At 46.5% G+C, this 24,256-nt stretch carries 23 protein-coding genes; 13 read left to right on the forward strand and 10 right to left on the reverse strand.

The genetic code is table 11. The features are described 5' to 3' along the window. Positions 1 to 3,004, reverse strand: a 3,004-nt coding sequence (locus QUA43_RS28525; protein ID WP_333378876.1) for an nSTAND1 domain-containing NTPase, incomplete at its 3' end; no start/stop codon positions are given. 452 nt (positions 3,005 to 3,456) lie between these two features. Here QUA43_RS28525 and QUA43_RS28530 point away from each other — a divergent pair. Further along, on the forward strand, positions 3,457 to 3,936 hold the full coding sequence (locus tag QUA43_RS28530; RefSeq protein WP_333378878.1) for a hypothetical protein: 480 nt from the start codon (positions 3,457 to 3,459) through the stop codon (positions 3,934 to 3,936). 74 nt (positions 3,937 to 4,010) lie between these two features. On the opposite strand, the gene QUA43_RS28535 is transcribed toward QUA43_RS28530, so the two are convergent. The 4 genes from QUA43_RS28535 to QUA43_RS28550 all read right to left on the reverse strand — a co-directional run bounded on the left by QUA43_RS28535 (position 4,011) and on the right by QUA43_RS28550 (position 9,417). Next, a complete protein-coding gene (locus QUA43_RS28535; RefSeq protein ID WP_333378880.1) occupies positions 4,011 to 4,913 on the reverse strand; it encodes a peptidoglycan-binding protein in 903 nt (300 codons plus the stop codon). 139 nt (positions 4,914 to 5,052) lie between these two features. After that, a complete protein-coding gene (locus QUA43_RS28540; protein ID WP_333378882.1) occupies positions 5,053 to 5,898 on the reverse strand; it encodes a glycoside hydrolase family protein in 846 nt (281 codons plus the stop codon). Between the two features lie 505 nt (positions 5,899 to 6,403). Beyond that, positions 6,404 to 8,731 (reverse strand): S8 family serine peptidase, encoded by a 2,328-nt coding sequence (locus tag QUA43_RS28545; protein ID WP_333378884.1) that lies wholly within the window; start codon positions 8,729 to 8,731, stop codon positions 6,404 to 6,406. A 287-nt stretch (positions 8,732 to 9,018) separates the two neighbouring features. Beyond that, positions 9,019 to 9,417 (reverse strand): transcriptional regulator, encoded by a 399-nt coding sequence (locus tag QUA43_RS28550; protein WP_333378886.1) that lies wholly within the window; start codon positions 9,415 to 9,417, stop codon positions 9,019 to 9,021. 318 nt (positions 9,418 to 9,735) lie between these two features. On the opposite strand from QUA43_RS28550, the gene QUA43_RS28555 reads away from it, so the two are divergent. The 3 genes from QUA43_RS28555 (at position 9,736) to grxD (ending at position 11,178) form a co-directional block, all read left to right on the forward strand. Then, positions 9,736 to 10,359, forward strand: a complete 624-nt coding sequence (locus QUA43_RS28555) for a hypothetical protein (protein ID WP_333378888.1) — start codon at positions 9,736 to 9,738, stop codon at positions 10,357 to 10,359. A gap of 42 nt (positions 10,360 to 10,401) precedes the next feature. Then, the gene (locus QUA43_RS28560; RefSeq protein ID WP_172192604.1) at positions 10,402 to 10,662 is read left to right on the forward strand and encodes a BolA family protein; all 261 of its coding nucleotides are present in this window, start codon (positions 10,402 to 10,404) and stop codon (positions 10,660 to 10,662) included. A 192-nt stretch (positions 10,663 to 10,854) separates the two neighbouring features. Next, on the forward strand, positions 10,855 to 11,178 hold the full coding sequence (grxD, locus tag QUA43_RS28565) for a Grx4 family monothiol glutaredoxin (RefSeq protein WP_006634036.1): 324 nt from the start codon (positions 10,855 to 10,857) through the stop codon (positions 11,176 to 11,178). Between the two features lie 234 nt (positions 11,179 to 11,412). On the opposite strand, the gene QUA43_RS28570 is transcribed toward grxD, so the two are convergent. Continuing rightward, complete coding sequence (locus QUA43_RS28570; protein ID WP_333080667.1) at positions 11,413 to 11,667, reverse strand: DUF6761 family protein; 255 nt, start codon at positions 11,665 to 11,667, stop codon at positions 11,413 to 11,415. Positions 11,668 to 12,262: 595 nt separating this feature from the next. Here QUA43_RS28570 and QUA43_RS28575 point away from each other — a divergent pair. Next, complete coding sequence (locus QUA43_RS28575) at positions 12,263 to 13,012, forward strand: response regulator transcription factor (protein ID WP_333378890.1); 750 nt, start codon at positions 12,263 to 12,265, stop codon at positions 13,010 to 13,012. Between the two features lie 8 nt (positions 13,013 to 13,020). Here the strand turns inward: QUA43_RS28575 and QUA43_RS28580 are convergent, their stop codons facing one another. Together QUA43_RS28580 and QUA43_RS28585 are read right to left on the reverse strand one after the other, a co-directional pair. Next, positions 13,021 to 13,371 carry a 4a-hydroxytetrahydrobiopterin dehydratase gene (locus tag QUA43_RS28580; RefSeq protein WP_333378892.1) on the reverse strand — a complete coding sequence of 117 codons (351 nt, stop codon included), beginning with the start codon at positions 13,369 to 13,371 and terminating at the stop codon, positions 13,021 to 13,023. A gap of 387 nt (positions 13,372 to 13,758) precedes the next feature. Then, entirely contained in the window at positions 13,759 to 15,126 is a 1,368-nt protein-coding gene (locus tag QUA43_RS28585) for an aldehyde dehydrogenase (protein WP_333378894.1), read from the reverse strand. A 109-nt stretch (positions 15,127 to 15,235) separates the two neighbouring features. Here QUA43_RS28585 and QUA43_RS28590 point away from each other — a divergent pair, with 109 nt between their 5' ends. From QUA43_RS28590 to QUA43_RS28605, 4 genes are all read left to right on the forward strand, one after another. Then, positions 15,236 to 15,373: a hypothetical protein gene (locus QUA43_RS28590; protein WP_333378896.1), complete on the forward strand. Its 138-nt coding sequence runs from the start codon at positions 15,236 to 15,238 to the stop codon at positions 15,371 to 15,373. 54 nt (positions 15,374 to 15,427) lie between these two features. Next, positions 15,428 to 16,348 (forward strand): glycine betaine ABC transporter substrate-binding protein, encoded by a 921-nt coding sequence (locus QUA43_RS28595; RefSeq protein WP_333378897.1) that lies wholly within the window; start codon positions 15,428 to 15,430, stop codon positions 16,346 to 16,348. A gap of 91 nt (positions 16,349 to 16,439) precedes the next feature. After that, positions 16,440 to 16,694 (forward strand): hypothetical protein, encoded by a 255-nt coding sequence (locus QUA43_RS28600; protein ID WP_190657718.1) that lies wholly within the window; start codon positions 16,440 to 16,442, stop codon positions 16,692 to 16,694. Continuing rightward, positions 16,688 to 17,044, forward strand: a complete 357-nt coding sequence (locus QUA43_RS28605; RefSeq protein ID WP_333378899.1) for a type II toxin-antitoxin system PemK/MazF family toxin — start codon at positions 16,688 to 16,690, stop codon at positions 17,042 to 17,044. The genes QUA43_RS28600 and QUA43_RS28605 overlap by 7 nt, the downstream gene beginning before the upstream one ends. A 189-nt stretch (positions 17,045 to 17,233) precedes the next feature. On the opposite strand, the gene QUA43_RS28610 is transcribed toward QUA43_RS28605, so the two are convergent. Next, positions 17,234 to 19,507 carry a bifunctional (p)ppGpp synthetase/guanosine-3',5'-bis(diphosphate) 3'-pyrophosphohydrolase gene (locus QUA43_RS28610; protein ID WP_333378901.1) on the reverse strand — a complete coding sequence of 758 codons (2,274 nt, stop codon included), beginning with the start codon at positions 19,505 to 19,507 and terminating at the stop codon, positions 17,234 to 17,236. A 150-nt stretch (positions 19,508 to 19,657) separates the two neighbouring features. Next, positions 19,658 to 19,846 carry a hypothetical protein gene (locus QUA43_RS28615; protein ID WP_333378903.1) on the reverse strand — a complete coding sequence of 63 codons (189 nt, stop codon included), beginning with the start codon at positions 19,844 to 19,846 and terminating at the stop codon, positions 19,658 to 19,660. A gap of 113 nt (positions 19,847 to 19,959) precedes the next feature. Between QUA43_RS28615 and patD the strand changes: the two genes are divergently transcribed. The 4 genes from patD to QUA43_RS28635 all read left to right on the forward strand — a co-directional run bounded on the left by patD (position 19,960) and on the right by QUA43_RS28635 (position 24,132). Then, positions 19,960 to 20,358: a heterocyst frequency control protein PatD gene (patD, locus tag QUA43_RS28620; RefSeq protein ID WP_333249996.1), complete on the forward strand. Its 399-nt coding sequence runs from the start codon at positions 19,960 to 19,962 to the stop codon at positions 20,356 to 20,358. 45 nt (positions 20,359 to 20,403) lie between these two features. Further along, on the forward strand, positions 20,404 to 20,988 hold the full coding sequence (locus QUA43_RS28625) for a zf-TFIIB domain-containing protein (protein WP_333378905.1): 585 nt from the start codon (positions 20,404 to 20,406) through the stop codon (positions 20,986 to 20,988). A 270-nt stretch (positions 20,989 to 21,258) separates the two neighbouring features. Further along, positions 21,259 to 22,932: an ABC transporter ATP-binding protein gene (locus QUA43_RS28630; protein WP_333378907.1), complete on the forward strand. Its 1,674-nt coding sequence runs from the start codon at positions 21,259 to 21,261 to the stop codon at positions 22,930 to 22,932. A gap of 126 nt (positions 22,933 to 23,058) precedes the next feature. Next, positions 23,059 to 24,132: an RNA polymerase sigma factor, RpoD/SigA family gene (locus QUA43_RS28635; protein ID WP_333378909.1), complete on the forward strand. Its 1,074-nt coding sequence runs from the start codon at positions 23,059 to 23,061 to the stop codon at positions 24,130 to 24,132. Positions 24,133 to 24,256 lie beyond the last annotated feature (124 nt).

Here is a 24,256-nt window from a genome sequence, read left to right on the forward strand (position 1 = left end):
TATGCCCGCTGAGGGTGTTAATTTCTTTGCCGGTGGAGGTATCCCACAGTTTCACTGTCTTGTCACTACTGCCAGTAGCCAGCAGCTTGCCGTCGGGGCTGAAACTGACAACATTAACCCAGTCTGTATGCCCGGTGAGGGTTTTGATTTCCTTGCCGGTGGAGGTATCCCACAGTTTCACTGTCTTATCCCAACTGCCAGTCGCCAGCAGCTTGCCATCGGGGCTGAAACTGACAGCATTAACCAAGTCTGTATGCCCGCTGAGGGTCTTAATTTGCTTGCCGGTGCTGGTATCCCACAGTTTCACTGTCTTGTCACTACTGGCAGCGGCCAGCAGCTTGCCATTGGGGCTGAAACTGAAATCATTAACTCCGTCTTTATGTCCGCTGAGGGTTTTGATTTCCTTGCCGGTGGAGGTATCCCACAGTTTCACGGTGTTCTCACTATTGCCAGTGGCCAGCAACTTGCCATTGGGGCTGAAACTGACAAGATAAACCGAGGCTGTATGCCCGCTGAGGGTGTTAATTTGCTTGCCGGTGGTGCTATCCCACAGTTTCACTGTCTTGTCATCACTGGCAGTGGCCAGCAGCTTGCCATTGGGGCTGAAACTGACAGCCACAACCGAGTCTGTATGCCCGCTGAGGGTGTTAATTTGCTTGCCAGTGGAGGTATCCCACAGTTTCACGGTGTGGTCACTACTGGCAGTGGCCAGCAGTGTGCCATTGGGGCTGAAACTGACACGATTAACCGAGTTCGCGTGTCCCCCTAAAGTGTTTGGTGCTGCCACATTAGAAACTGTATTTAATAATGACAATTCTACGTAGGTCTGGGTATTAGCATCTACCCAAGGTGTACGTCGCATTTGCACAACCGCTTTTAAACTGGTTTTGAGAGCTTTCGTCCCATCTAAATTTAAAAGCCCGTCGGAATATTGAGCCAGAGAATAAATTTGATTGATAGCAGCACGCCACCAACCAACACCAGCTAGTCCTGCTAAAGCCAACGCGATCGCCGAAAAGCCACTTAGCCCAATAATTGTCAGTCGCCGCCTGCGTTGCTCCTTTTGTCTTTCTCTATCCCGTTCTTTAACACTAACCTGAATAAAATCTCGCTCCTCCTGCGTCATTTCATCGGCACGTTGACGCAACCAATCTTCCGCCACACTCAACGGCACACCCCGCAACATTGCCCCAGAGTCATGGTTGTTATTTTTCCACTCGCGTAACGCCACCTTCAGCCGTTCTTGCCAAGTCCGAAACTGACGGTTAGCATTTATCCACTCGCGGAGAGTTCCCCATTGCCGAATTAGGGTTTCATGCACCAATTCTACGGTATCTTCCTGTTCTTGCCGTCCCGTCACTACCAAACGCGCTTGATATCCAGCTAAATAACTGACCAAATTCCAGTTATCTTCCCCCACTTCCGCACGGCTAGCAACGCGCCTGGTATCCTCCGTTCCTTCCCCAGGACGCACTAATTGCACAAATATTCGCTGTGCCTGTTTTTTCTCGGTTTCACTCAGTTTTTGATAAACCTGTTCGGCATGATTGGCAATGGCTTTTTTCACCCCGCCAATTTCTTCATAAGCTTGGTGAGTTAATTCTCGGTTTATTTGCTTTTCCCATAACCGAGTTACCGCAAATTCTAATAATGGCAAATTTCCCGGTTCTTCCTCGACATCATCAAGAATGCGTTGGGTTAATTGTGCCTCAAATTCTACTTCCAGCTTTTTGGCAGGTAATTCAATTGCTGCCTGTAATTCCTCCCATTTCATAGAACTGAGTAACTGCGGTGTATACTCCTGCAACGCATCCCGCAACGGACGATAAGAAAGGGCATAACCGTAAAAGTCAGCCCGTAAAGCCAAAACTAATGTAATATTTTCTTGTGCAATAGCCGTTAGTAAAGCATCAGCAAAATGTTCCTCTTCTTTTTTTAGCTGAGAAAAAGTGTACAGTTCCTCAAATTGGTCTGCAACTAACAACAACCGTTTACCTGGATTGCGCTCTAAAATGCGAGATGCCAGTTGCTGCAAAGTGATTCTACCGTTTCGCAAATCACCTGCTAGCCCCATTGTTTCCCGCAGTTGTTGAGTTTCACCTGCTTCGGGTTCTAATTGCCGCACCAAGGCAAAAGCTAACTGCACAAATGGTTCTTTGCCCGGACGGAAAGATTCAATTAACCAGTTTCCCTCTTTTCGCAATTGGGGAATTAATCCCGCATACACCACAGAAGATTTACCGCTGCCGCTTGGACCCACCACTACTACCAACGGTTGTTTGTGCGTTACTTCTACTAAATTACTGACAAATTTTTCCTGTCCGAAAAAGAAGTCGGCATCTTCTTCCCCAAAGGCAGATAATCCTTGGTAAGGATTGGGCGGAATCACATCTTCTACAGTAATTACACCCTGATCAATCGGAGAATCAATTAAATTCTTTTTCTTGAAAACAGGAGTTTCCTGCTCTCGGAAGCTCATCATCTGCGAGCAACCTAAGTCGTAGGCTTCTTCTAACGTATATCCAGCAGCGATCGCATCATAAAAACCTACAGCAAAGGCAAGGGCTGCTTTATCTCCCACGGCTCGATTCATGCCAATGACATAATTAACGTATTGGCTAATTGCCTCGGCCTGTACTTCGGAATAACAAGCATTGAGAATTACACAATCTACACCTTTTTTGGCAAACAATTTAAACATACTGGCGAGGGCGTTTGTCTGCACCAGCGCCATTTTTCCGGTATCGTCTTCTAGGACAATTCCATCGGCTCCAGCACCATGCCCGCAAAAGTGAACAATGTTGGGTTGATAATCTAAAATAGCTCGGTAAAAGTCACGGGAACGCACGGCCCATTTTTGTTCTAATTTATACTGATCTCGCTTATTTGCTCGTCGCAATCCTTCCTCAATTTCCCGTACTTCTTGCTCCAATCGCAGGGGAACGGTATTGGTGGGATTGGCTGCTAGAATTAAAATTGTTTTGACTGGGTTGTTGTTAGTCATCAACTCGGGAATTGCTCGGGTTTTTGGGAGCTTTTACTTCTGTTTGCTTAAGGATAGTTCTTTTACTTAAACTGATGAATTTCTTTGTATTTCTATACGATTCAGTCTTAGTATACCAAGCTGGCAATAAAATCTTTGCTGCGCGTTAAGTAACTTTACAGTTTGACAGAATGTACAGCTTTCATGGCTGTGGGCTTGATGTGCTTGATTCTGGGACAAATTTAACTGTGTTTGCTTTATTTCCCGTTCGATAGTAACTTTCTGGCGATTTAAATGTTAAATACTTAGCAGCAGTTTGAGGGGACGACCGCACTTTTTTAAAGAATGGTTAAGATTGCCGATGTGTAGTTAGGCATTCGTTAAGCTATATTGACGGGTTTTTACTCATCAGCTTCGCAGGCAAAGGATAATCAGTAATATTCTAGTTAACAATAGTCGGGAGACAAGTAATCATGGCAGAAATTGAAGTTCTTGTAGAAAGTTTGTGGGAACTTGATGAGGATCAGCTAGCAGCACAAATTGGCGATCGCGCTCAAGCCATAGAGGATGAGGTAGCTGGACGTGGAACCAGAGGGATAGACTCAGCTTCCCTGGATTCTATTGATGTGAATGTTGCCGTTAGAGCATCGATCGATCTCAGGCTCCTAGAATCTGGCCAGCGGTTGTTCGATCGCGTAAACCCCTTAGTTTACGAGCTGATGTGCAAACCCCTAGGAAACGATCCACAGACTCAGAAAATCCTGGATGAAGCGATCGGCCAGAATTACACTAAAGCTGCTGGGATGTTAGCTCCTGTTCTCATCTCTGGACTGGGACTTGCTCCTACTATTGCTACTCTCCTCGCTACCTTGATTATCAAAAAGATTGCCAATTATAGCGCTACGGCAATTTGTGACAATTGGAAGCAAAACCTGCCCCAATCCACAAGCTGAGCTATAAACGGAACTTCCACTGAAGGCGGAGGAAGTTCTGTTCCAGGTTTGGTGAACTCGATCGCGCTAACACCTCAAGCCATTTGTTGGCGGGTTTTGAGAGCGACAATTCCGTCGGGCTTCAAACCTTTTTTCTGCTGAAATTCCTTGACGGCTGTATCTGTTGCCGGCCCAAATTCACCATCAACCCCAACTACAACGCCAGCCTTTTTCAAGCCTTCCTGAAGCTTCATTACATCTGAGCCTTCCATTCTGGGCATCGCCAAGCGCAACGTTCTGGGCTTGTCATCCCACGGCGCTTTAGCAAACCCTTGAGCAGGCGATCGATTAAGTGCATCCTCGGTTTGGGGGCCAAAGCCGCCATCCTCGCTAATCTTTGCATCCGGGTTGTTCTGATTCCAAAGCTGCTGAAATGCGAGTATTGAGTTACTGCGAAGATCGATCGTCCCGTCGCCTATGTAGTCGAAGTGAGGCGGATCGCCCGGTAATGGATGCCAGCCATATTGCATCAAATAAGATTCCCAGCCTCTGGCATCTTCAATGTCGATCGCTAGCCCTGTTTGGTGATTGCTGGTGCCTGGTGGCGCTACAGGATTAGAGTTGTTGAAGCGATCGTTATACAATAACATTTGCTGGGCGATCGTGCGGTAAGCAGAGTTCACCTCCATCGTTTGACCTCGATCTTGAATAGCTCTCTGAAGTGCCTCTTTTGCCGGGGTTTGTACGTAGGGAAAAGCTGCCTCCAGCAAGTCTACATTAAGGTCATCAAAACTGACAAAGGCATCTGGCATCATCAGTTGTAGTTGATAAATCAACTGTTGAGATAAGCCATTGACCACCGCAGTCGAAGACATGGGGGCATCTTGGAGCAATCCCGGGAAACTGCCTCTAAGTTCCAACATATCCCGTTGGACAAATTCTTCACAGGCTTCGATAATTACAGGTTGATTAAATAGAATGTCGCTTGAGTTAGTCATGGTTTTATCCAATCAATTTGAATTTGGTCAGTCCTGGATTCATAAACTCTATCCGTAGGCGATGCACACCGCACCTTACCTCCACAGAGCTTGTAAAAATTACTTAATTGTGTCAGTCTAATTGGTTACACAATCGCTTTTATAGTCCCAATTCTTTGCGTGTTTGGACACCGACAACACCATCCGCCGTTAGCCCTTTTTCCTGTTGAAACTGTCGCACAGCGCGATCGGTGTCTTTACCAAAAACGCCATCTGCTGAAACATTTATTCCTGCCGCGATCAGCGCTTCTTGCACTTGACGCACATCCTCACCTTGCATTATTGGCTCCGTAAGTGTGAGAACCCGAACTTCAGGCATTCCTAAAAACAGAGCTTGTTCGGCCAAGCGCCTGCGTGTCAGCCCTGGCCAGGGTTCACCATTGACTTTATTCCACACAGGAAACTGATTGGCTGCTCCTTGATAATCTCCGTTGTTCAATAGCTTCAGAAGAGTTGAACCTCCAAAACCTTCTGTTCCTGGGCCCACGTTGAAACAGAAGCAAACCAGTGCAGAAAACTGGTTGTCATCGATCTCAACTTCAACGGCATCCTCAACATAGGATTCAAACTTTTCTAAATCTTCCCTCAGCAATTCTTCTGCTTGCGTTTGGCTAATAGTCAGTTCTGGATAAACATCATCGCCCGTGTGTCCGTAACCAATTGTCCAAACTCCACCGCCATCATCATAAGCAGTGAGTTCACATCCTTCAAAGGTAGTGAGAAGCTTGAAACCTTCTTGATTGATATGCTTTGAACCTCTGCCTTCTACCACATCAGGAGGTTGTTCGTCTGGAGGATGAATATGATATGTTTTAGCCACACTGAAGCTTAAAGCATCAATTAATGCTTTTACTTGCCCATTAGTCTCCGTGACTTTAATAGCTAGGTCGTCTTTGATTTCGTATACGCGACCATCGCCGAAGAGTTTCAACGATCTTTTTGGCATTTTAGTTTTTCCTTTTTACAAGGTAGGTTCAGTCAAAAGAGGTATCTTGAAGATCCGAACGCAAAAGTTTTGGCTATTTTCAAAATAAGTGAAAAGAGTCTATTAATTAATGATTTAGATCGAAAGTCTTGGTTGGACTGGTGATTTTGTTATTATATATCTGTTCCACAGTCATGTTCGCAATTTGTGCAAACATTTACAAAAATTCATTCACCTTGACTATCGGCTTTCCCAATCTCTCTGATTCGCTACGCGCAGTTTTGGCTCAGATTCCGCAGATGTAACTCATCTTCTTGCAATAGTCCGGACTATTTTTAATTCGCAGTCTGAAACCCTGGATTTCCGGGAAAGTAACTCGATATGTAAAGCTATCATCAAAAAAGCGATCGCTTCGTCAGGACTTACGCACAAAGTGCTTTGACTCGCCGCGAATTATAGCGGCTTCAGTCCTCGAATTTTATGAGGACTGAAGTCCGAACGATCGAACCAGTTTTACTGTTCTTAGCTACACAATGTAAGGAGAATCGATCGCCTTTGCCCGATTAATCGCCACCAAAGTCTGGTAAATCAAAGCCGAAATCTCAGCGCGGGTAATATCCCGCTGCGGCGAAAGCCAATCGCGGGAAGGATAATTAACCACAATCTTCAAAGCAGTTGCTGTGGCGATCGCACTCAAAGCATAATTAGGAATTTGAGAACGATCGATGTATACTTTCAAAGTATCAGCATTTCCCCCCTTCAGTTGCAAACCGTTAACCAAAGACACGATCGCGTCAGCCTTAGTCAAATTCTGATTCGGGCCGAACTTCAACCCCGGAAACCCCGACAAAAACCCCGCCCGATTTGCCCGTTCGATCGCACTTCTCGCCCAAAAACTAGCAGAAACATCAATAAAATTTGTAGCCGGCACCCTCGGAATCGGACTAAACGCACTCACCAACAGCGCCGCATATTGAGCACGGTTTAAACTGTCATCAGGCCTAAAAGAACCGTCAGGAAAACCGCTAATTATATTCGCCGCAGCCAAAGCTTCAATAAACTTCTGTGCCCAATGTCCAGAAATATCGCTGAACACTGCACCCCCGATATTTGGATTGCCGCCGCCCTTTCTCACCGCAGCTTGCACAGCTTTAAAAGCATTCACTTTGCCGTAACCAAACCAATCGCTGCGGCCGTTGTTAGGATCGTAATTTCCCATGCGATTGCCCAACTGGGGATCGGGATCGGGATCGACAATTTTCTCAGCAGTTTGTTCGAGAATTCCCCGCACTTCCCGCGCCGTCAAACGGGGGTTAGCCGAAAGTATCAACCCTGCAACCCCAGCGACTACTGGAGTGGCGCTGGAAGTACCGCCAAAAGTATCCGTATAGTCCCCCCAGTCGTAGCCCCGATCGCCCACTCGATCGGCAGTAAACACCCCCAAACCGGGCAAATACTGCGTCACCTCCGGCGGCGTGCCGATAAATCCGGTTTCTGGCAACCAAGTTCCCGGCGGCGCGTTGTTGCTGGGGGCGCAAACCGAGATGCTGGTGCCCCAATTGCTGTAAGCTGCTTTTTTGTTGAGGGAAGTGGAAGCGCTGACGGCAATTACGTCTGGGTGGACGGCAAATCCTGCCAGCCATCTAGTTTGACCGCCCAGAACGTTGTTGGGCCAGCCTTTTTCGTTAACAGTACCGTTGACTGGGCGGTTGGCATTGCCCGCAGCGAACAGAATAACGCAGCCTCTGCCGCCCCGCCCTTGGGTTGCTGCTTTGGTGATGACTGCACTCTGCCGCAGGGAAAGGGGATAGTAAACTGCTGAAGGCCCCCAACTGCAAGAAATGACGGCGGCACCTTTTTCGATCGCCCAATTAAACATTTTTTCGACAGAATTGTCATCGAGAAAACCCGTGGTACGGATGGGCATCAGCGCGCAGCCGGGGGCGACGCCTACAATGCCTTTGCCGTTTTCTTCAGCAACGGCGACGCCGGCACAACTTGTGCCGTGGTTGTCTGAGTCGGCTACGGGCGTCGGGGAAGTGTCGCCGTCTTTGAAATCGATGGGTGAGACGATTTTGCCTTGGCCTTGAAAATCTGGGTGGGTGATGTCAACTGAATCGTCGGCGATCGCAATTACGATCGATCGAACTCCGCGAGTCATGTCCCAAGCTGGTTCTGCATAAATTTGAGCACCGCCGACAAGTTCCTTGCCGCCTTTGTTATTGAGATACCACTGTTTGGGATAAAGCGGATCGCGGGGCGTGTAATGCTGCTGCGTCTCTACTAAAATATTGGGTTCTGCTACGAGAACTTCTGGATATCTTGTCAGGCGGTTGGCAATTTTGACCGGGTTTTCTATTGCTTGTTTGGTGACTTCGCAGACGAAAGTGTTGGGAATTCCTTCTACTGGCCGGACTATTTTTAAAGCTGCTGCATTGGCGATCGTCTTTCGCGATTGTTCATCTACTTGTTCGCCAAATTGAATCGTAATTTGGTCGGTTAAATAAAAGAATGTACTCGGATTGTTGGCGGGGCAATAGACGTGGCTGGCAAAAGCTACAGCATCGCTGGCGCGGGCTGTTTGCATTGCTGCTTCTAGGCTAGAGGGCGCAACGAGATATTCATCGAGATTGCTTTGGCCGACGCGACGGTTGAGTTTTGCCCCAGTTGTTGCAGCCCAATCGTTTGAGGCTGATGCTGTTGATGAGGGGCGGACTGTAAAGCGATCGTCCGCTTTTGACAACAGCAATTCGTCGCCGCCACGCTGCAAAATCACTGCCAGACTTTCATCGGGAACTCCGATACCTTGATAATTTTGTAAGGTATTTGCGGAAAGTTCGATCGGTTGTGTCATCAGAAATGCCTTTGTTTAATTTTAATTCAGTCTTACTATATTCTCAAGAACAGGCAGGATGCCTGTTCCACAAAAACTGAATTTTCTTCTTGTGGGGAGTAGGGGTTGGGCTTCTAGCCCGCCCGTAAAAGGCTTATTAACAATGATTCAGCAAATCCCTCAAACTCACATCTTGCACCATTGTCAATAAACCTTTTCTGAACAGGCAAGATGCCTGTTCCACAAAAGATAAATTTTCTTGTGGAACAGGCATCTTGCCTGTTCTTGATAATTGTGCAACATCTCAGTCAAATAAACACACCAGGATTAACCTTAAAAAATTCTCCCAGCGCCTTAGCTTGGGCTTTGCTAATCGCCCGTTTCCCATTAACCACCTCAGAGACTACTCCTTTAGAACCAATCACGCCCACTAAATCGGCTTGTTTGAGTTCGCGAACTTCGATGAAATGCAATAGAACATCCCGGGGAGTCACTTCTGGATCTGGGTAATATTTTGATTCGTATTCTTCGATCAACAGCCCCCAGAGACTCAGTAAAGTTTCTTCTTCTACTGTTAATTCTTCCTTAGACATCAGAAAATCGACTTCTGCGAGGGCAAGATCATTATCTTCTTCGTTCAGGATTGGCTTAGGCTGAGATTTAGCCAGCAGTTGACCGTAAGCTGTTCTTTCAATTGCGATATTCATGGTTCATTCCCTTGTTTAATTAGATCGGGACTTACCCCTCAAAACCAAAGAAACCGGGTTTTCCACCATTTTTAAAGCCTCAAAGGCAGTATTTAGGTAAAAAACCCGGTTTCTGCGTCCAGGACTAGATTGCCGGGATCTGTCCAATCCCCCGCGATTTCCTTGTTCAATCCAAAATCTAAAATCCAAAATCCAAAATCGATCGCACCCTTTGACATTTCAACAAATTTGGTTTACACTTAGCCGGTTGCGATCGCCAATGGTAAGATCGGCTCAAGCTAAATATTTTTTTAAAGCGCATAGGCGCAAAGTAATTTCATGGTATACTCTGGAACTGTTTGTTGGCTTCGCTCCACTGCCCGGATTACGATCTGGGCGATCGCAGCTTTTACCCTGTTGCAACCGCTCCAAGTCCAAGCACAACAACCTTCTGGGCCAGAGAACCAACCGCAAGTCGAACCTGCCGACGACCCCACAGACCCCAACAATCTTCGCCCTCTGACGCAAGACAGCAGCTTGCTGAGCGTCCAAGGAGGCCAGCGTTTGATGACAGAAGCCAGCAGTGCTATTTCCAATCAGAATTACACACTGGCTACTCAAAAACTCCAAGAATCCCGCCAAATTTTCAATCAACTGTCCAACTTCTACCAACAACTGGGTAGCAGTTTTGCCGGAATTGACATCCGCTTGGCAGAAAGCCACCGCACCAAAGCTGTAGAAACAGCCCAAATGCGCGACGAAGCTACCTACCGGCTGGCTTTGGTACACCGGGCGCAAAATAAGCCCGAACTGGCTGTGCCCCTGCTAATTCAGATTATTCGATCGCAGCAACCAACTCGCGATTTGGGCAAGAAAGCTTACCAGCAGTTACTGGAATTGGGTTTTGTGGATTCGCCCTTTCCCCGACCTGCCAGCAGTCAACCGAGCTCATCGACAAAATAGTTCCACTAAAATCTAAATTACAGCCGTTTATCTGAGAAACCAATGGTTACACCATCTCAAGTAGCAGAAATGATTAAGGCAGGGTTGCCCGACGCTAAAATACAAGTTGACGATTTGACCGGTGGCGGTGACCACTACCAGGCGAGAGTCGTCTCTGCAGCCTTTGAAGGAAAAAGCCGAGTACAGCAGCACCAACTGGTTTACGGCGCTCTCAAACAGGCAATGGCTAGTGAAGCCATCCACGCTTTGGGCTTGGAAACCTTAACTCCCGCAGAATGGGAAGCGAAAAGTCAAGTTGCTTAATTGTTGAGTAGCAAGTGGGTATCACAAGTTTGTGCTTGTGTCAATACTTGCTTGAAATACAACTGCTCCACTTACGCACAAAAACCCGGTTTTTGAACCGGAATCTATGGCTGTAACGAAAGATTTTCGTAAAAAACGCGGTTTCTGCGTCAGTCAACGTTTAAAAATTTTCAAACAATATTAGGACCTACCATGAGTACAACAGCACATCAAAGAATTGACGAGTTGGTTAAGCAAAACAAAATCATGGTGTTTATGAAGGGCAATAAGTTAATGCCCCAGTGTGGTTTTTCTAATACTGTGGTGCAAATTCTCAATACTTTGGGAGTGCCTTACGAAACTGTTGATGTTTTAGCAGACCAGGAAATTCGTCAAGGCGTTAAAGAGTATTCCCAATGGCCGACAATTCCCCAAGTTTATATCAACGGGGAGTTTATTGGCGGCTCGGATATTATGATCGAGATGTATCAAAAGGGCGAATTGCAAGAAGTTGTAGAAGTGGCTTTGGCTTCTTAAATTAGACAGAAAAAACATATCCCCGACTTCTTTAAGAAGTCGGGGAAATAACAGCAAGAGCGTTTTACGTTGAATTAGGTTGATTTATAGCAGAAGGAAGAAGGAAGAAGGAAGAAGGAGGAAATAACAAACAACCAATTCCCGATGCCCGATGCCCAATTCCCGATGCCCGATGCCCAATTCCCAATTCCCAATTCCCAATTCATCAAGGGTTGATCAAACCGAATTTGCTATTTAATAGTAGTCTGATTCAGCCTGTGTCTGTGTCTGTGGCATTACAAAATTGGAGGGGTCGTGAATGTAACGCGCTGCTTCTTCCTCTAGTCTGTGAATCAGATAGGGTTCCAGACCGTTGGAATGCCGCAGGGCTGCTAAATAGCCGTCTAAGTAAAGCCGCAGGTCATCGAAGCGATAACCTCTATTCCACATTTCGACGAGGGCGTCGGTGAGTTTTTGGTAGTGCCGGATTGTTTGGGTGTCTTGTAGCATGGTGTGAGGTTGAAATCCTTTGTGGTTTGTATAATGACGGCGGGATTTAGGAACGGCCTCGATTGATGCTGAGTGGCTCAGCTTGAGGCTATTTCTAAATAAAAGTTTTTACCCTGCTCAACAGGCTACCCTCCATAAAAAATTTCACTCGTTGCAATGCAGTTGCTCGACTTTTTGCGCGCACCTAGATAATTCGCTGTGCGTTTAATAAAGTCGGGATGTTGCTGAATTTTGCGGTCAAAGTGGCTGAGTGTTCCGGCTACCGAGGGAACGGTTGGAGGAATTCTAGTTTCACTTGCGCGATTTGTCAACCTCCTGGGAGTGGGGGCTGGGTCGGGGGGATCGCTTTTAGCAGGCGGTTGGGGCATGGGGTCGATCGGCTTTACACTGTCCTATTTTCATTGTAAGCTCATCGCCAGAATGATTTAACCTTTCTGCAGGCTGACCCTGCCAAATTAACCCAATCTTTAAAATTCCTACCCTAAGTATGTCCGCTGCTTTAAACGCAGCTCATGCTTGAGTAGCGATGGTTACAAAAGCTTGACAAAAGCTCTGTTAACCTTGTAGCAATTAGTGATATGGGAAGCTCGCCTCTGTGGAATCTGCAAGTATTTCAATTGTTGAAGGGAATCCGCACCTGCGATCGCTCTTGGGCTGGCATCTACAGCAAGTCGGTCACTGGGTGCACCAGTCAGCGGATATCAGTCACGCTAGGGAAATATTTTTCAGCCGCCAGCCAACCCTAGTCATTCTGGATGCCCAATTGCCGGATGGGGACGGTTTGGAATTTTGCAACTGGCTGCAACAGCAGCAGCAGTCACTGATTTTGATGCTGTCGGCGCGGAATTCGGAATCGGATATTGTTGAAGGTTTGAAGGCGGGGGCAGACGATTACCTGACTAAACCCTTTGGGATGCAAGAGTTTATGGCCCGGGTGGAAGCTCTGATGCGCCGCAACCGCACCATGATACCGCCGGCGACGCTGGAGTGTGGGCTACTGAAAATTGATTTGGTGCAGCGCCGAGTGAGGTTGTACGACGAACATATTGAGCTGACTCCCCAGGAATTTAGCCTGCTGTATGTGCTAGCTCAAGCTGGAGGAGTGCCGCTGTCGCGATCGGATTTGCTGCGTCGGGCCTGGCCTGATGCTATTGATAACCCCCGGACGATCGACACTCACGTACTCTCTCTGCGTAAAAAAATAGAAATCGACCCGCGACAGCCGAGCCTGATTCAAACTGTACGGAATGTCGGCTACCGACTGAATCTGGAGTTGTTGAATAATGCCAATCAACATTCACCAGTGCCCAGGGCGGTGCTTTCTGAGACTACGATCGGGCTATAAGTCGGATTTTATTTGGGGAATTGATTGGCGATCGCATCGGTTTTCGCCGCCATAATAAAGTCATTGCGGTGCAGTCCAGAAATCGCGTGAGTCCACCAAGTAACGGTAACTTTCCCCCACTCGGTTAACAGTGCGGGGTGATGTCCTTCAGTTTCTGCGGCTTCGCCGACGCTGTTTGTAAAGGCGATCGCACTTTTGAAATCCGGGAATTTGTAGGTGCGTTCTATTTGGGGAATGCCATTTTTTTCGATGAAATTCCATTCGGGAATTTGAGGTTTTAGCTGGACAATTTCGTAAGCTGTGACGCGGGGAGAGTTGGGGCTGCAGGCGGCACAGCGTTCTTTTGATAAAGGTTCCATAAATTGCTGTTTAGCGAGAAGATGCTAAAAGATATTATAGACATTTCTACTTTGAATTATTTTGGATGGGGCAACTGTCATTTAGGATTGAAATCTTGCACCATTTTCAATAAGGTTTTTATGGGCGGGTAGGATGCCCAACCCTACTCCCCACAAGAAATTCACTCTTTGTGGAACAGGCCGGAAAGCCTGTTAAGAGAGAATGGTGCAAGGCAGACATTGCGATCGAAATCGTTCCAAAAACAGATGAGCAATCCTTTAAAATTTATGGAAATAATCGTTCACCGTGGAATCGCTTAACCGATAATATCAGGAACGGGCGGGTTGATTTGGCTATCTCACTGATATTGTAAACGTTGACGAACCCGCCCCTCCAAGTGCGATCGCTCAACCGATAATTTTCTTAATCAAATCCAACTTGCCTTTATAGGGAGCATACCGCCATTTCAAGTCAAGCCAAAATGACTTTTGCAGCACGCTTTTGTAATGAGAAAAAGTATCAAAACTTGCTTTGCCGTGATAGCTACCGATGCCGCTGTCGCCCACTCCGCCAAAAGGTAAATCTTTTACTCCGACTTGCATAACCGTGTCGTTTATGCAAACTCCCCCCGAAGAAGTTTCCCGCAAAACTCGCTCTTGTTTCTCTTTATCCTTCGAGAACAAATACAAAGCTAGGGGTTTGGGACGGGCGTTGATTTGGGCGATCGCCTCCCCGAAATTCTCATACTCCAAAACTGGCAAAATCGGCCCGAAAATCTCATCCTGCATCACCGGCGAATCCCAGGAAACATTATCTATAACCGTTGGTGCAATATATCTATCTTCCGGCTTAACTTGCCCGCCGGCAACAATTTCTCCATCTTTGATAAAGGCACTCAAACGGTCTAATTGCCGCTGGTTAATAATGCGCGAATAGTCGGGACTTTTTTGCGGATCGTCTCCGTAAAATTCGTGAATTGCTGTTTTAATCGCTGTCATCAAAGCAGGTTTAACTTTTTTATCAACTAATAGGTAATCTGGAGCGATGCAAGTTTGTCCGGCATTGAGAAATTTGCCCCACGCAATGCGTTTTGCTGTGTATTCAACCTGAATGTCTGAGTCTACAATGCAAGGACTTTTGCCGCCCAATTCCAAGGTTACAGGTGTCAGGTGTTTAGCGGCAGCTTCCATGACAATTCGACCGATTTTAGTACCACCTGTAAAGAAGATATGATCGAATTTTTCTGCTAATAATTGTTGGCTGATTTCCACGCCTCCTTCGACGGCGGCTACGTAGGCGGGATCGAAGGTTTTGGATATCATGTCGGCGATAACTTCGGAGGTGTGTGAGGCGATTTCCGAAGGTTTGAGAAGTGCACAGTTACCGGCGGCGATCGCCCCGACTAAAGGTGATATCATTAACTGAAACGGGTAATTCCAAGGCCCGATGATTAATACTACGCCCAAAGGTTCAGGGTAAATGCGGGCTGATGCTGGGAATTGATCTATTGAAGCAGGCACTTTTCTCGGCTTTACCCATGATTTGAGGTTTTTGAGGGCATAATTAACTTCGGAAATCGATGCGATTTCAAGATAAGCCTCGAATTCCGGCCGACCGAGGTCTGCCTTGACAGCATCGACTATTCGTGATTGATTAAGTTCGATCGCACTTTTAAGTTTTTTCAGTTGTTCAAGCCGAAAATCCACATCTTTCGTTTTCCCAGTCGCAAAAAATTGTCGCTGCTGCTGGATAATATCGCTGACGCTGATTACCATTTTTTGTCCTCCATGTCTATAAATAAATGTTACAACAGTAAAAGGAAAGTCGGGTAAAGTGCGGGTGTAAAAAAGATCTACTCGTTGCGGGCCGGAAAAATTAGGATGATTGAACCGCGAAGACGCGAAGAATACGAAGGAAGAATTAGGAAGAGGAAGAGAAGAAGTAGGTATCTTGCGAGATGTCGGAGGTGTTAATCCTAAAATCTTCGCAGTAGTTGCGAATTTTGCCTTTACAAATGATTGACAAATGCTATAAATTAGAAGCTGATAATTGTGTCACTAAAAAATGAGTTCGCTTATGAAAATATCTAAGAACGATTTTTTTTTCTATTCCTGCTGGCTGCTTTGCTTGCTTGCAGTAGCAGGATGTACCTCTAAGCCCGAAAAGCAAGTTGTCATCTGCTCGAAAGATTTTACCGAACAAGCCATTCTCGCAGAAATTTTAGCACAGCATATCGAAGCTAAAACAGATATCAAAGTAGAACGAGAACAGAATCTCGGAGGTTCGCTTTGCCATCAATCCCTAACAGCAGGTAAAATCGATTTGTACGTCGAATACACGGGTACTGCTTACGCCAACCTGCTCAAACAAAAACCGATTTCTGACCCCAAAAAAGTCCTCGATTACCTCAAACAAGAATATCCCAAACAGTTTAAAGCAGAATGGACGCAACCACTGGGATTTAATAACAGTTTTGCGATTATTGTGCGGGGAGATGATGCCAAAAAACTCAATTTACAAACTCTCTCGCAACTTGGCAAAGCTTCACCTAACCTCCGGGCTGGTTTCGGCCCAGAATTTAACGAGAGAGAAGATGGATTTCCCGGATTGGCTAAAACTTACGGGATTAAATTTCGAGAACAACCGAAGGAGTTGCTGTTAGGATTGCTTTACCAAGCGCTGCAACAAAAAGAAGTAGATGTGATTGCTGGTAATACGACGGATGGTTTGATTCAAAGTTTAGGTTTAGTAGTTCTCAAAGATGACAAGAACTATTTCCCGCCCTACGAAGCAGTTCCGGTTGTGCGATCGCAAATTTTGGAAAAATACCCCGAATTGCGTCCAGTGCTCGCAGAATTGGGCGGCAAAATCTCCGAGGAAGATATGCGACAACTGAATTATCAAGTTGATAAGAAACAGCAGGAAGCTGGACAAGTAGCCCAGGAGTTTTTGCAGCAAAAGCTGGGCGAGTCAAAGCCAGTAAGTCCGCCAAAATAAAGGGTTTCATTGTTCTGCCTGTTTGCTGAACCCTATTGTGGTTAGCTATACTATGAGTTAGACTCGTATAAATAAATGAAGGTATAAAGCTATGACAACTGTCAAAACTGCTATCTCATTGCCAGCATCTTTATTTGAACAAGCCGAAACATTAGCTGGCGAAATGCAAATTTCGCAGAGCTTTTTGATCGAAATAGCGCTTGAAGAATTTATCCGCCGCCGCGAAAATCAACAACTGTTAGAAAAAATTAATGCTGCTTGCGAAGCGCCTCTCTCTGAAGAAGAACAAGTTTTGCTTCGCAAGATGAGTCGCTCTCATCGCAGGCTGGTGGAAGGCGAATGGTAATAAATCAAGGTGATATTTTTTGGATAGAACTTGATGAGCCTTCTGGTTCAGAACCCGGTTATCTCCATCCCCATGTAATCATTCAGAACAATTTATTCAATTGTTCCCGCATTAATACGGTTGTTGTTTGTGTGCTTACTTCAAATCTCAGACGGGCTAATTCACCAGGAAATGTCCTGTTAGAAGCAGGAGAAGCTGATTTACCAGAACAAAGTGTTGTTAACGTCTCGCAGATTTTGACGATCAATAAATCTCAGTTAGGTGAGAAAATTGGCACCCTCTCGGCCGAGCGAGTTCGTCAAATTATTGATGGAATTAGGCTGGTAGTTGAACCTCGCGAAGCTGAGTAAAACTTTCCTTAGCCTTTTAAATTTCATGGGGCTTAACCTCTCCTCAGCTAGTGATAAGGTGCGCTGGGCGCACCCTACAATACACTTAGGCTAAGTAGGTGTTCCGAATTAATTACACAATATTTCTACTGAAACCCTTGCCTAGCAAGGAGTCTTTATGTAATTAATTTTGTGTGGTTACTTATCTTCTTAAGTCCCTTCACTCAGCCTCCGCAAATTCAAAATATCGCTCATCTTTTTAATTTGCATACAAGTGCGCTCGAACTGTTGTTTATCCTGGATATCCATGCACAAGTCAATTAATGCCGGCAATCCGGGATATGTTTTGACTTGAGCGCTGCGGACGTTTACTTGGTTGTCCTTCAAATGCGATAAAACATCATTGAGAACTCCCACTCGATCGAGGGCTTCAATTTGAATATTAACCGGATAAGTATTTGGTCGAGATTCATTGCGGTTACTGGAATTCCAACTCACAGGAACCAACCGATCCCCAGGTACGCTCTCAACATTTGAACATCGTTGTCGGTGAATCGAAATTCCGCGAGTGCGAGTTACAACTCCAATAATTGATTCCCCAGGAATCGGACAGCAACAGCCGGCTAAATGGTAAAGCAATCCCTCTACACCTGCGATCGGCGATTTGCTCGGAGATGAACTCGGTAGTGGTTTCGGTGTCGTCGATGCAGGTATTAGCTGGGGAACTTCGTGGGTTCCTGCGGGAGCAGCTTCAATTTTTTGCTGCACTTTTACTAAATCTCGCAGTCGATTTACTACGAGATTTAAGGTAACTTCGCCGTAGCCCAAACCGGCGATTAAATCTTCGACGCTGTGGTAGTTGCAGCGCTGAGCCACAGACTGCATGGGTTCAGATTTCAGCAAAGATTCTAAGCCGTTTTTACCTAATTCTTTTTCCAGCAATTCCCGCCCGCGAGCGAGATTTTCATCTCTGTGCGATCGCTTCAACCACTGGCGAATTCGGTTTTTTGCTCCGTTTGTTTTGACAAAATTCAGCCAGTCGGAACTCGGATGACCATTTTTTTGGGTCAAGATTTCTACAATATCGCCGTTCTTTAAAACCTTGTCTAGTGTGACCATTCGCCCGTTGACTCTGGCACCGGTGCAGCGATTGCCAATTTCTGTGTGAATGCGGTAAGCAAAATCTACGGGAGTTGACCCGCTATTGAGAGCAATTACGTCTCCGTTAGGAGTAAAAACGTAAATATCTTCGTCGAATAAGTTGTCCTTAATGCTTTGTAAATATTCGCGATCGTCTTTGAGGTCGCTTTGCCATTCTAGGAGTTGTCGCAGCCAAGTAAATTTTTCGTCGTCGCCGGTGACTGTTGTGTTAGAACCGCCAGTTTCTTTGTATTTCCAGTGCGCGGCAATGCCGTATTCTGCAATGTGGTGCATTGCTACGGTGCGAATTTGCACTTCTATGGGGCGGCCGCTGGTTCCGATTACTCCGGTGTGCAATGATTGGTAGCGGTTGGCTTTTGGTAAACCGATATAATCTTTAAAGCGGCCGGGAATCGGGCGGAAAGAATCGTGGACGATCGCCAAAGCGCGATAACAGTCATCATTGGTTTCTACTATGATCCGCACCGCCGCAATATCGTATACTTGGTTAAAGCCTTTTTGGCGGCGCTGCATCTTCCCATAAATTCCGTACAAATGTTTGGGACGACCGCTGACTTCGTAGCATTTAATGCCTAATTTGTCAAGCCTTTCTCGTAAACTATCTGTGACTTCTGCGAGTTGAGTTTCTCGATCGGCTCGCTTCACCGCCACTAAGTCCTGAATTTCGCGGTAAGCTTCCGGTTCCAGGTATTTAAAGGCTAAATCTTCCAATTCCCACTTAAAGCGGCCGATACCCAAACGGTTCGCTAGGGGAGCAAAAATATCTCGGGTTTCTAGGGCAATAGTGCGCTGCTTTTCTTCGGACAAATGCTCCAAAGTCCTCATGTTGTGCAGCCTGTCTGCGAGTTTGACGACAATGACGCGAATATCTTTAGCCATTGCTAGGAACATTCGGCGGAAATTTTCCGCAAGGCGCTCTGTTTTGCTGGAAAAATTAAACTTAGAAAGCTTGGTGACACCTTCAACCAACTGTCGCACTTCGGCGCCGAACCGCTGTTCTATTTCTTCGAGAGTAATATCTGTATCTTCAACAATGTCGTGGAGGAAGCCCGCGGCAATCATGACGTTGTTGCCGCCCATATACCGGAGTATTCCAGCGACAGCTACCGGATGGCAAATGTAAGGTTCTCCTGATTTGCGGTATTGTCCTTCGTGCAAGTCGCGGGCAAATTCAAAGGCCCGACAAATTAAGCTGTCGTCCGTCGAACAATTCGGGTTAGGGCCCCCATCAGGCTGCGATCGAGTATTCAGGCATTCTTGCAGCCAATCGGGAACTACGGCAGGATCGATCGAAGGAGAGGGAGTCAGAGTGTTCGCGTTCATGGGGTACACCTTTAAAACTTAGAAATACAAATGGTTAAAAGCCGGTTTCCGGTTGAATTGCCGAAATTATGTGTTTAGCTATACTAAACTAATTGAATGCCACAATTTGCAATTCAAAAAAATAGTCGATTTTTCTCAAACTATACCTATCTAATTCCGAGTCGCCCCCCCTCGCAGGTAGGAAAATATAGTGACACCACTGCCGTCGCAGCAGTCTGTCGATCGGGTAAAATCAGCATATTTGGGCGGTAGCCGTTGAGGTTGCGGGCGATCGGCATTTACCGGCAACGCTAAACTAAAAGCAGCAGCCAGAAGGGTAGAGTCAGGGCAGCAAATCAAAAAAAGTTCTCACAAAACAGGGAATTGCTCCAAAAACGCACGGCTTCCCTCCATATGAGCAAACTTAAGTAAGTATCTACTTTGATTATAAATACAAATTTGTTTACAAAATCATGATATTGTCCGAAGACCGCCGCCAGTGCTACCAAGAATTACAGCAAGCACTAGAACAACTACAAAGAACTGCTGCACAGGATAATCTGGATCGGGCCGCGCTGGCGATCGAATACACAAAAGTGCAACAATTTTTCGGAAACCAAATTATGAGAGCCGAAAGCGATGAGTTAGACGCCTCAGAAACACCCCCAGAGCAGTCCTATTTGACGGAAATTCACAAGCAACTGCGGTTATTGGGGACAGATGTCACCTTTTTGCAAGCGTCGCGCCAGCCAGCGACAGCAAAGGCGAGGCAAACTGCGGCGATCGCGCGGCTCAACACGCTAATTGGCTACTGCGGCGCGCTGCTGCAAAAAAATTCTGGTTCTTCAGGGCCCGCCCAGATACAGAATTAATAATTGAATTAACAGGGAATTAAGAAGGCAAGGAGAAATAAAGCGGTGGAATGTCCAAAATGTAAACATCCCAATTTAGAAGGCGGTACCTTAGCCGGCCGTATGTCGGTGCAGTGGTGTCCCAACTGTTACGGTATCTGGATTCCAGGCAGAGAATACGAAGCTTGGCAAAAAGAGCAAAGCCAGTGGTACAACAAATCCGAGAAGCCTGATGCGACAGCGACTCTCGGCATAGAATTCACGCCGTCTCCCTACGACAGCAAAGCAGCGCTGTGTCCCGAAGACGGTCACTATCTGTCGCGGGCGAAAGTTCCCTTCAGCAGAGTGCCCTTTTACATAGAGCGCTGTATGTTGTGCGGGGGCATTTGGTGCGATAACGGCGAGTGGGACATTCTCGAAAGTCTGGGATTCTACACTGAGATTGACAAGATGTTTTCTCCCAATTGGCAAGCTAAGGCCCGCGTGCAAGAACTCGCCTCTCGGGAACGTCAAGTGCTGACTGAGAAGCTGGGGCCGGACATCGCCGGATATGTGTTGGAACTCGCGGAAGTTTTAGCAGACCATCCCCACGCAGATTGTGCCGCTACTTACATACTGCGGAGAGCTGAGTTGAAGCGAAGGGAAATTTAGTCATTAGTCATTAGTTATTAGTCATTAGTTATTAGTTATTAGTTAGTAATCGGGGGAGCGGCTTATGCACCAAGAAAACTCGGTTTGCAGCTAATTATTCTTTCATTGACTAACAGACTTTCAGTCTATTGCAAATAAATACTGACTAATAACTAACAATGACTACTCACAATGATTAATAAGTGACAACTGACAACCGAGGATTATATAACTACTAACCAATAACTACTAACCAATAACTACTAACTAATGACTAAGGACTAATGACTAATGACTAATGACTCTTCTCTATTTTCCGTTGACAATCTGCGAGTAGCTTATCCTCAGCGGCGAGGCCAATCCGGTTGGGCCGTTGACGGGGTTTCCCTGACGCTGAAACCGGGGGAAAAGCTCGGATTAGTTGGGGAGTCTGGGTGCGGTAAGTCAACTTTGGGAAGGGCGGCGATGCGGTTGCTGCCGGATTCGACGCTGATTGAGGGGCGAGTTAGTTTTGCTGGAGAGTCGGTGTTTGACATGAATGCTTCGCGGCTGAGACGGTTTCGGGGCGAAGCTGTAGCATTGATTTTTCAAGATCCGATGACTCGTCTCGATCCTTTGATGACTGTCGGGGAACACTGCATCGAGACTTTGCAAGCTCACATACCGAATTTGGATCGCAAGCAAGCTAAGAAACGGGCGATCGAAACTCTGGAAGCTGTGAAAATTCCCGCGTCTCGCTGGTCGCAATTTCCCCACGAATTTAGCGGCGGAATGCGGCAAAGAGTAGCAATTGCTTTGGCTCTTTTGCTCGATCCCAAATTAATTGTGGCTGACGAACCGACTACAAGTTTGGACGTAACTGTAGCTGCTCAGATTTTGCAGGAATTAACCAGACTTTGTGAGGAACGGGGAACGGCTATTTTGTTGATTTCTCACGATTTGGCGATGGTGGCTGAGTATTGCGATCGCATTGCGGTGATGTACGGCGGTAAAGTCGTAGAAACAGGGCCGGTGCAAAACGTGTTTGAAAAGCCGCAGCACGAATATACTCGATCGCTCCTCAAAGCAGCTTTGCACATTCAAGCCGATTCTGACAAAGGGTTAGCATTCGAGGAAATCAGGACTGAAGCCGTTACTGCAAACTTAACAAATTCGCCTCTTTTGACCGTAACGAATTTGCAGCAACATTACAGTTTAGAAAGCAATTTATTAGATCAGTTGTTTTCCAGGAATCGGCAGGTAATTAAAGCCGTAGACGGCGTTAGTTTAGAGCTACAACGGGGAGAAATCCTAGGGCTGGTGGGGGAGTCCGGCTGCGGCAAAAGTACCTTGTCACGCACGATTTTGCAGCTAATTACCGCGACTGGTGGCAAAGTGGAATTTCAAGGAATAGATATAACTGCCCTGAACCGCGATGCTGTGAGGAAGCACCGCCGCGAAATGCAAATGATCTTTCAAGACCCCCACGCTTGCCTGAATCCGATGATGACTGTCGGGCAAAGTATTGCTGACCCTTTGTTTATTCACAAATTAGCTAATGGCAGCGAAGCTAAAAAACAAGTAATCCAAATGTTAGAGCGGGTGGGTTTAACTCCAGGGGAGGATTTCTTTCGTCGCTATCCGGGGGAATTGTCGGGAGGACAACAGCAGCGGGTTTCTATAGCCCGCGCTTTGATTACTCGGCCGCAACTGATTATTTGCGACGAACCGGTGAGTATGCTGGATGCGAGCGTGCAGACTCAAGTTTTAGAGCTGATGTTGGAGTTGAAGCAGGAATTTAATTTGACTTATCTGTTTATTACGCACGATTTGTGGGTGGCGAGATTTTTTTGCGATCGCATTGCGGTAATGAATGCTGGGAAAATTGTTGAAATCGGTAAGACTAGGGATATTTTTACTAATCCGCAGCACCCTTATACTCAGCAATTATTGCAGGCAGCTCCTTTACTGGCTCGAACTCAATAAAAAGGTCTAAAATTGGGGCCATCTAATTTATGTCACGGGCTTCTAGATGGATTTCGGAAATTTCCGGTTAAATTGGTTAAAGTTAAGGGATACTTTTCAAATCATTCCACCGACACCAAGCACGATATGGCAGAGTCTGACCTAGGCAGTTTTGCGGTGGCACCCGAAGCCTCATTCGCGATCGCACAAGATGAAGACACCGAGAGCGATCGTCCGACGGTAACTCGATCGTCAGCATACAACAACTGGTCTGCCGACGATCCAGTGGGAGCTTTGTTCAAGGAAATGGCTCGGTATCCTCTACTGACAGCAGCCGAAGAAGTAGAGTTGGCGCGCCGCGTTCAAGAATTGGTAGCCCTGGAGGAACTAGAACAGCGTTTGCAGCAGGAATTGGACAGAGTGCCGACCAAAGCTGAACTCGCCGTGGCTTTGGGGGTAAGCGAAACTCAACTGCAACAGCTTCGCCACCAGTGTCAGTCGGCGAAACGGAAAATGATCAGCTCGAATTTGCGTTTGGTAGTTTCGATTGCCAAACGCTATCTGAATCGGGGCGTGCCTTTTCTCGATTTAATTCAGGAAGGAGCTTTGGGTTTGAATCGGGCAGCCGAAAAGTTTGATCCGGAGAAGGGTTACAAGTTTTCTACTTATGCCTATTGGTGGATTCGCCAAGGAATTACCCGGACAATTGCCAATCAAGGGCGGACGATTCGCTTGCCTGTTCACATTGTCGAACAGTTAAATAAACTCAAAAAAGTTTATCGAGATTTGAGGCGTTCTCTTCAACGCAATCCAACTGAAACTGAACTTGCTAGAGAAATGCAAGTTACTTGCGAACAGCTTCGCTACCTCCAGCAAGTACGTCGGCAATCTTTGTCTCTCAACCACCGCATCGGCTCAGAAGAAAGTTCGGAACTTTTGGATGTTCTCGAAGATAACGCGACGCAATCTCCCGAAGCTCAGATGAATGAGATGATGATGCGCCAAGATATTTTGGAGGTGTTGGACAGTATTTTGACTGAGCGGGAAAAAGAGATTGTTGCTATGCGTTACGGTTTGCTGACCGGCGAACCTTACACTTTAGAAGAGGTCAGCAGTTTGTTCAATTTGTCCCGCGAACGAGTCCGTCAAATTCAAAATAAGGCAATGCGAAAGCTGCGTCGCCCTCAAGTGACGGAACGATTGAAGGGCTGGTTGAAATAAGAAAAAAAACATTGAGTTGGCATTTTGAAAAATTTTAAAATTATTGTGGGGGACACTCCGAAGCCGCCGTATATAGCAATCATTGCAGGAGTTGTAAACTTTTTACCCCACCCCAACCCTCCCC

It is taken from the genome of Microcoleus sp. N9_B4 (assembly GCF_036701635.1).
Classification (GTDB): domain Bacteria; phylum Cyanobacteriota; class Cyanobacteriia; order Cyanobacteriales; family Microcoleaceae; genus Microcoleus.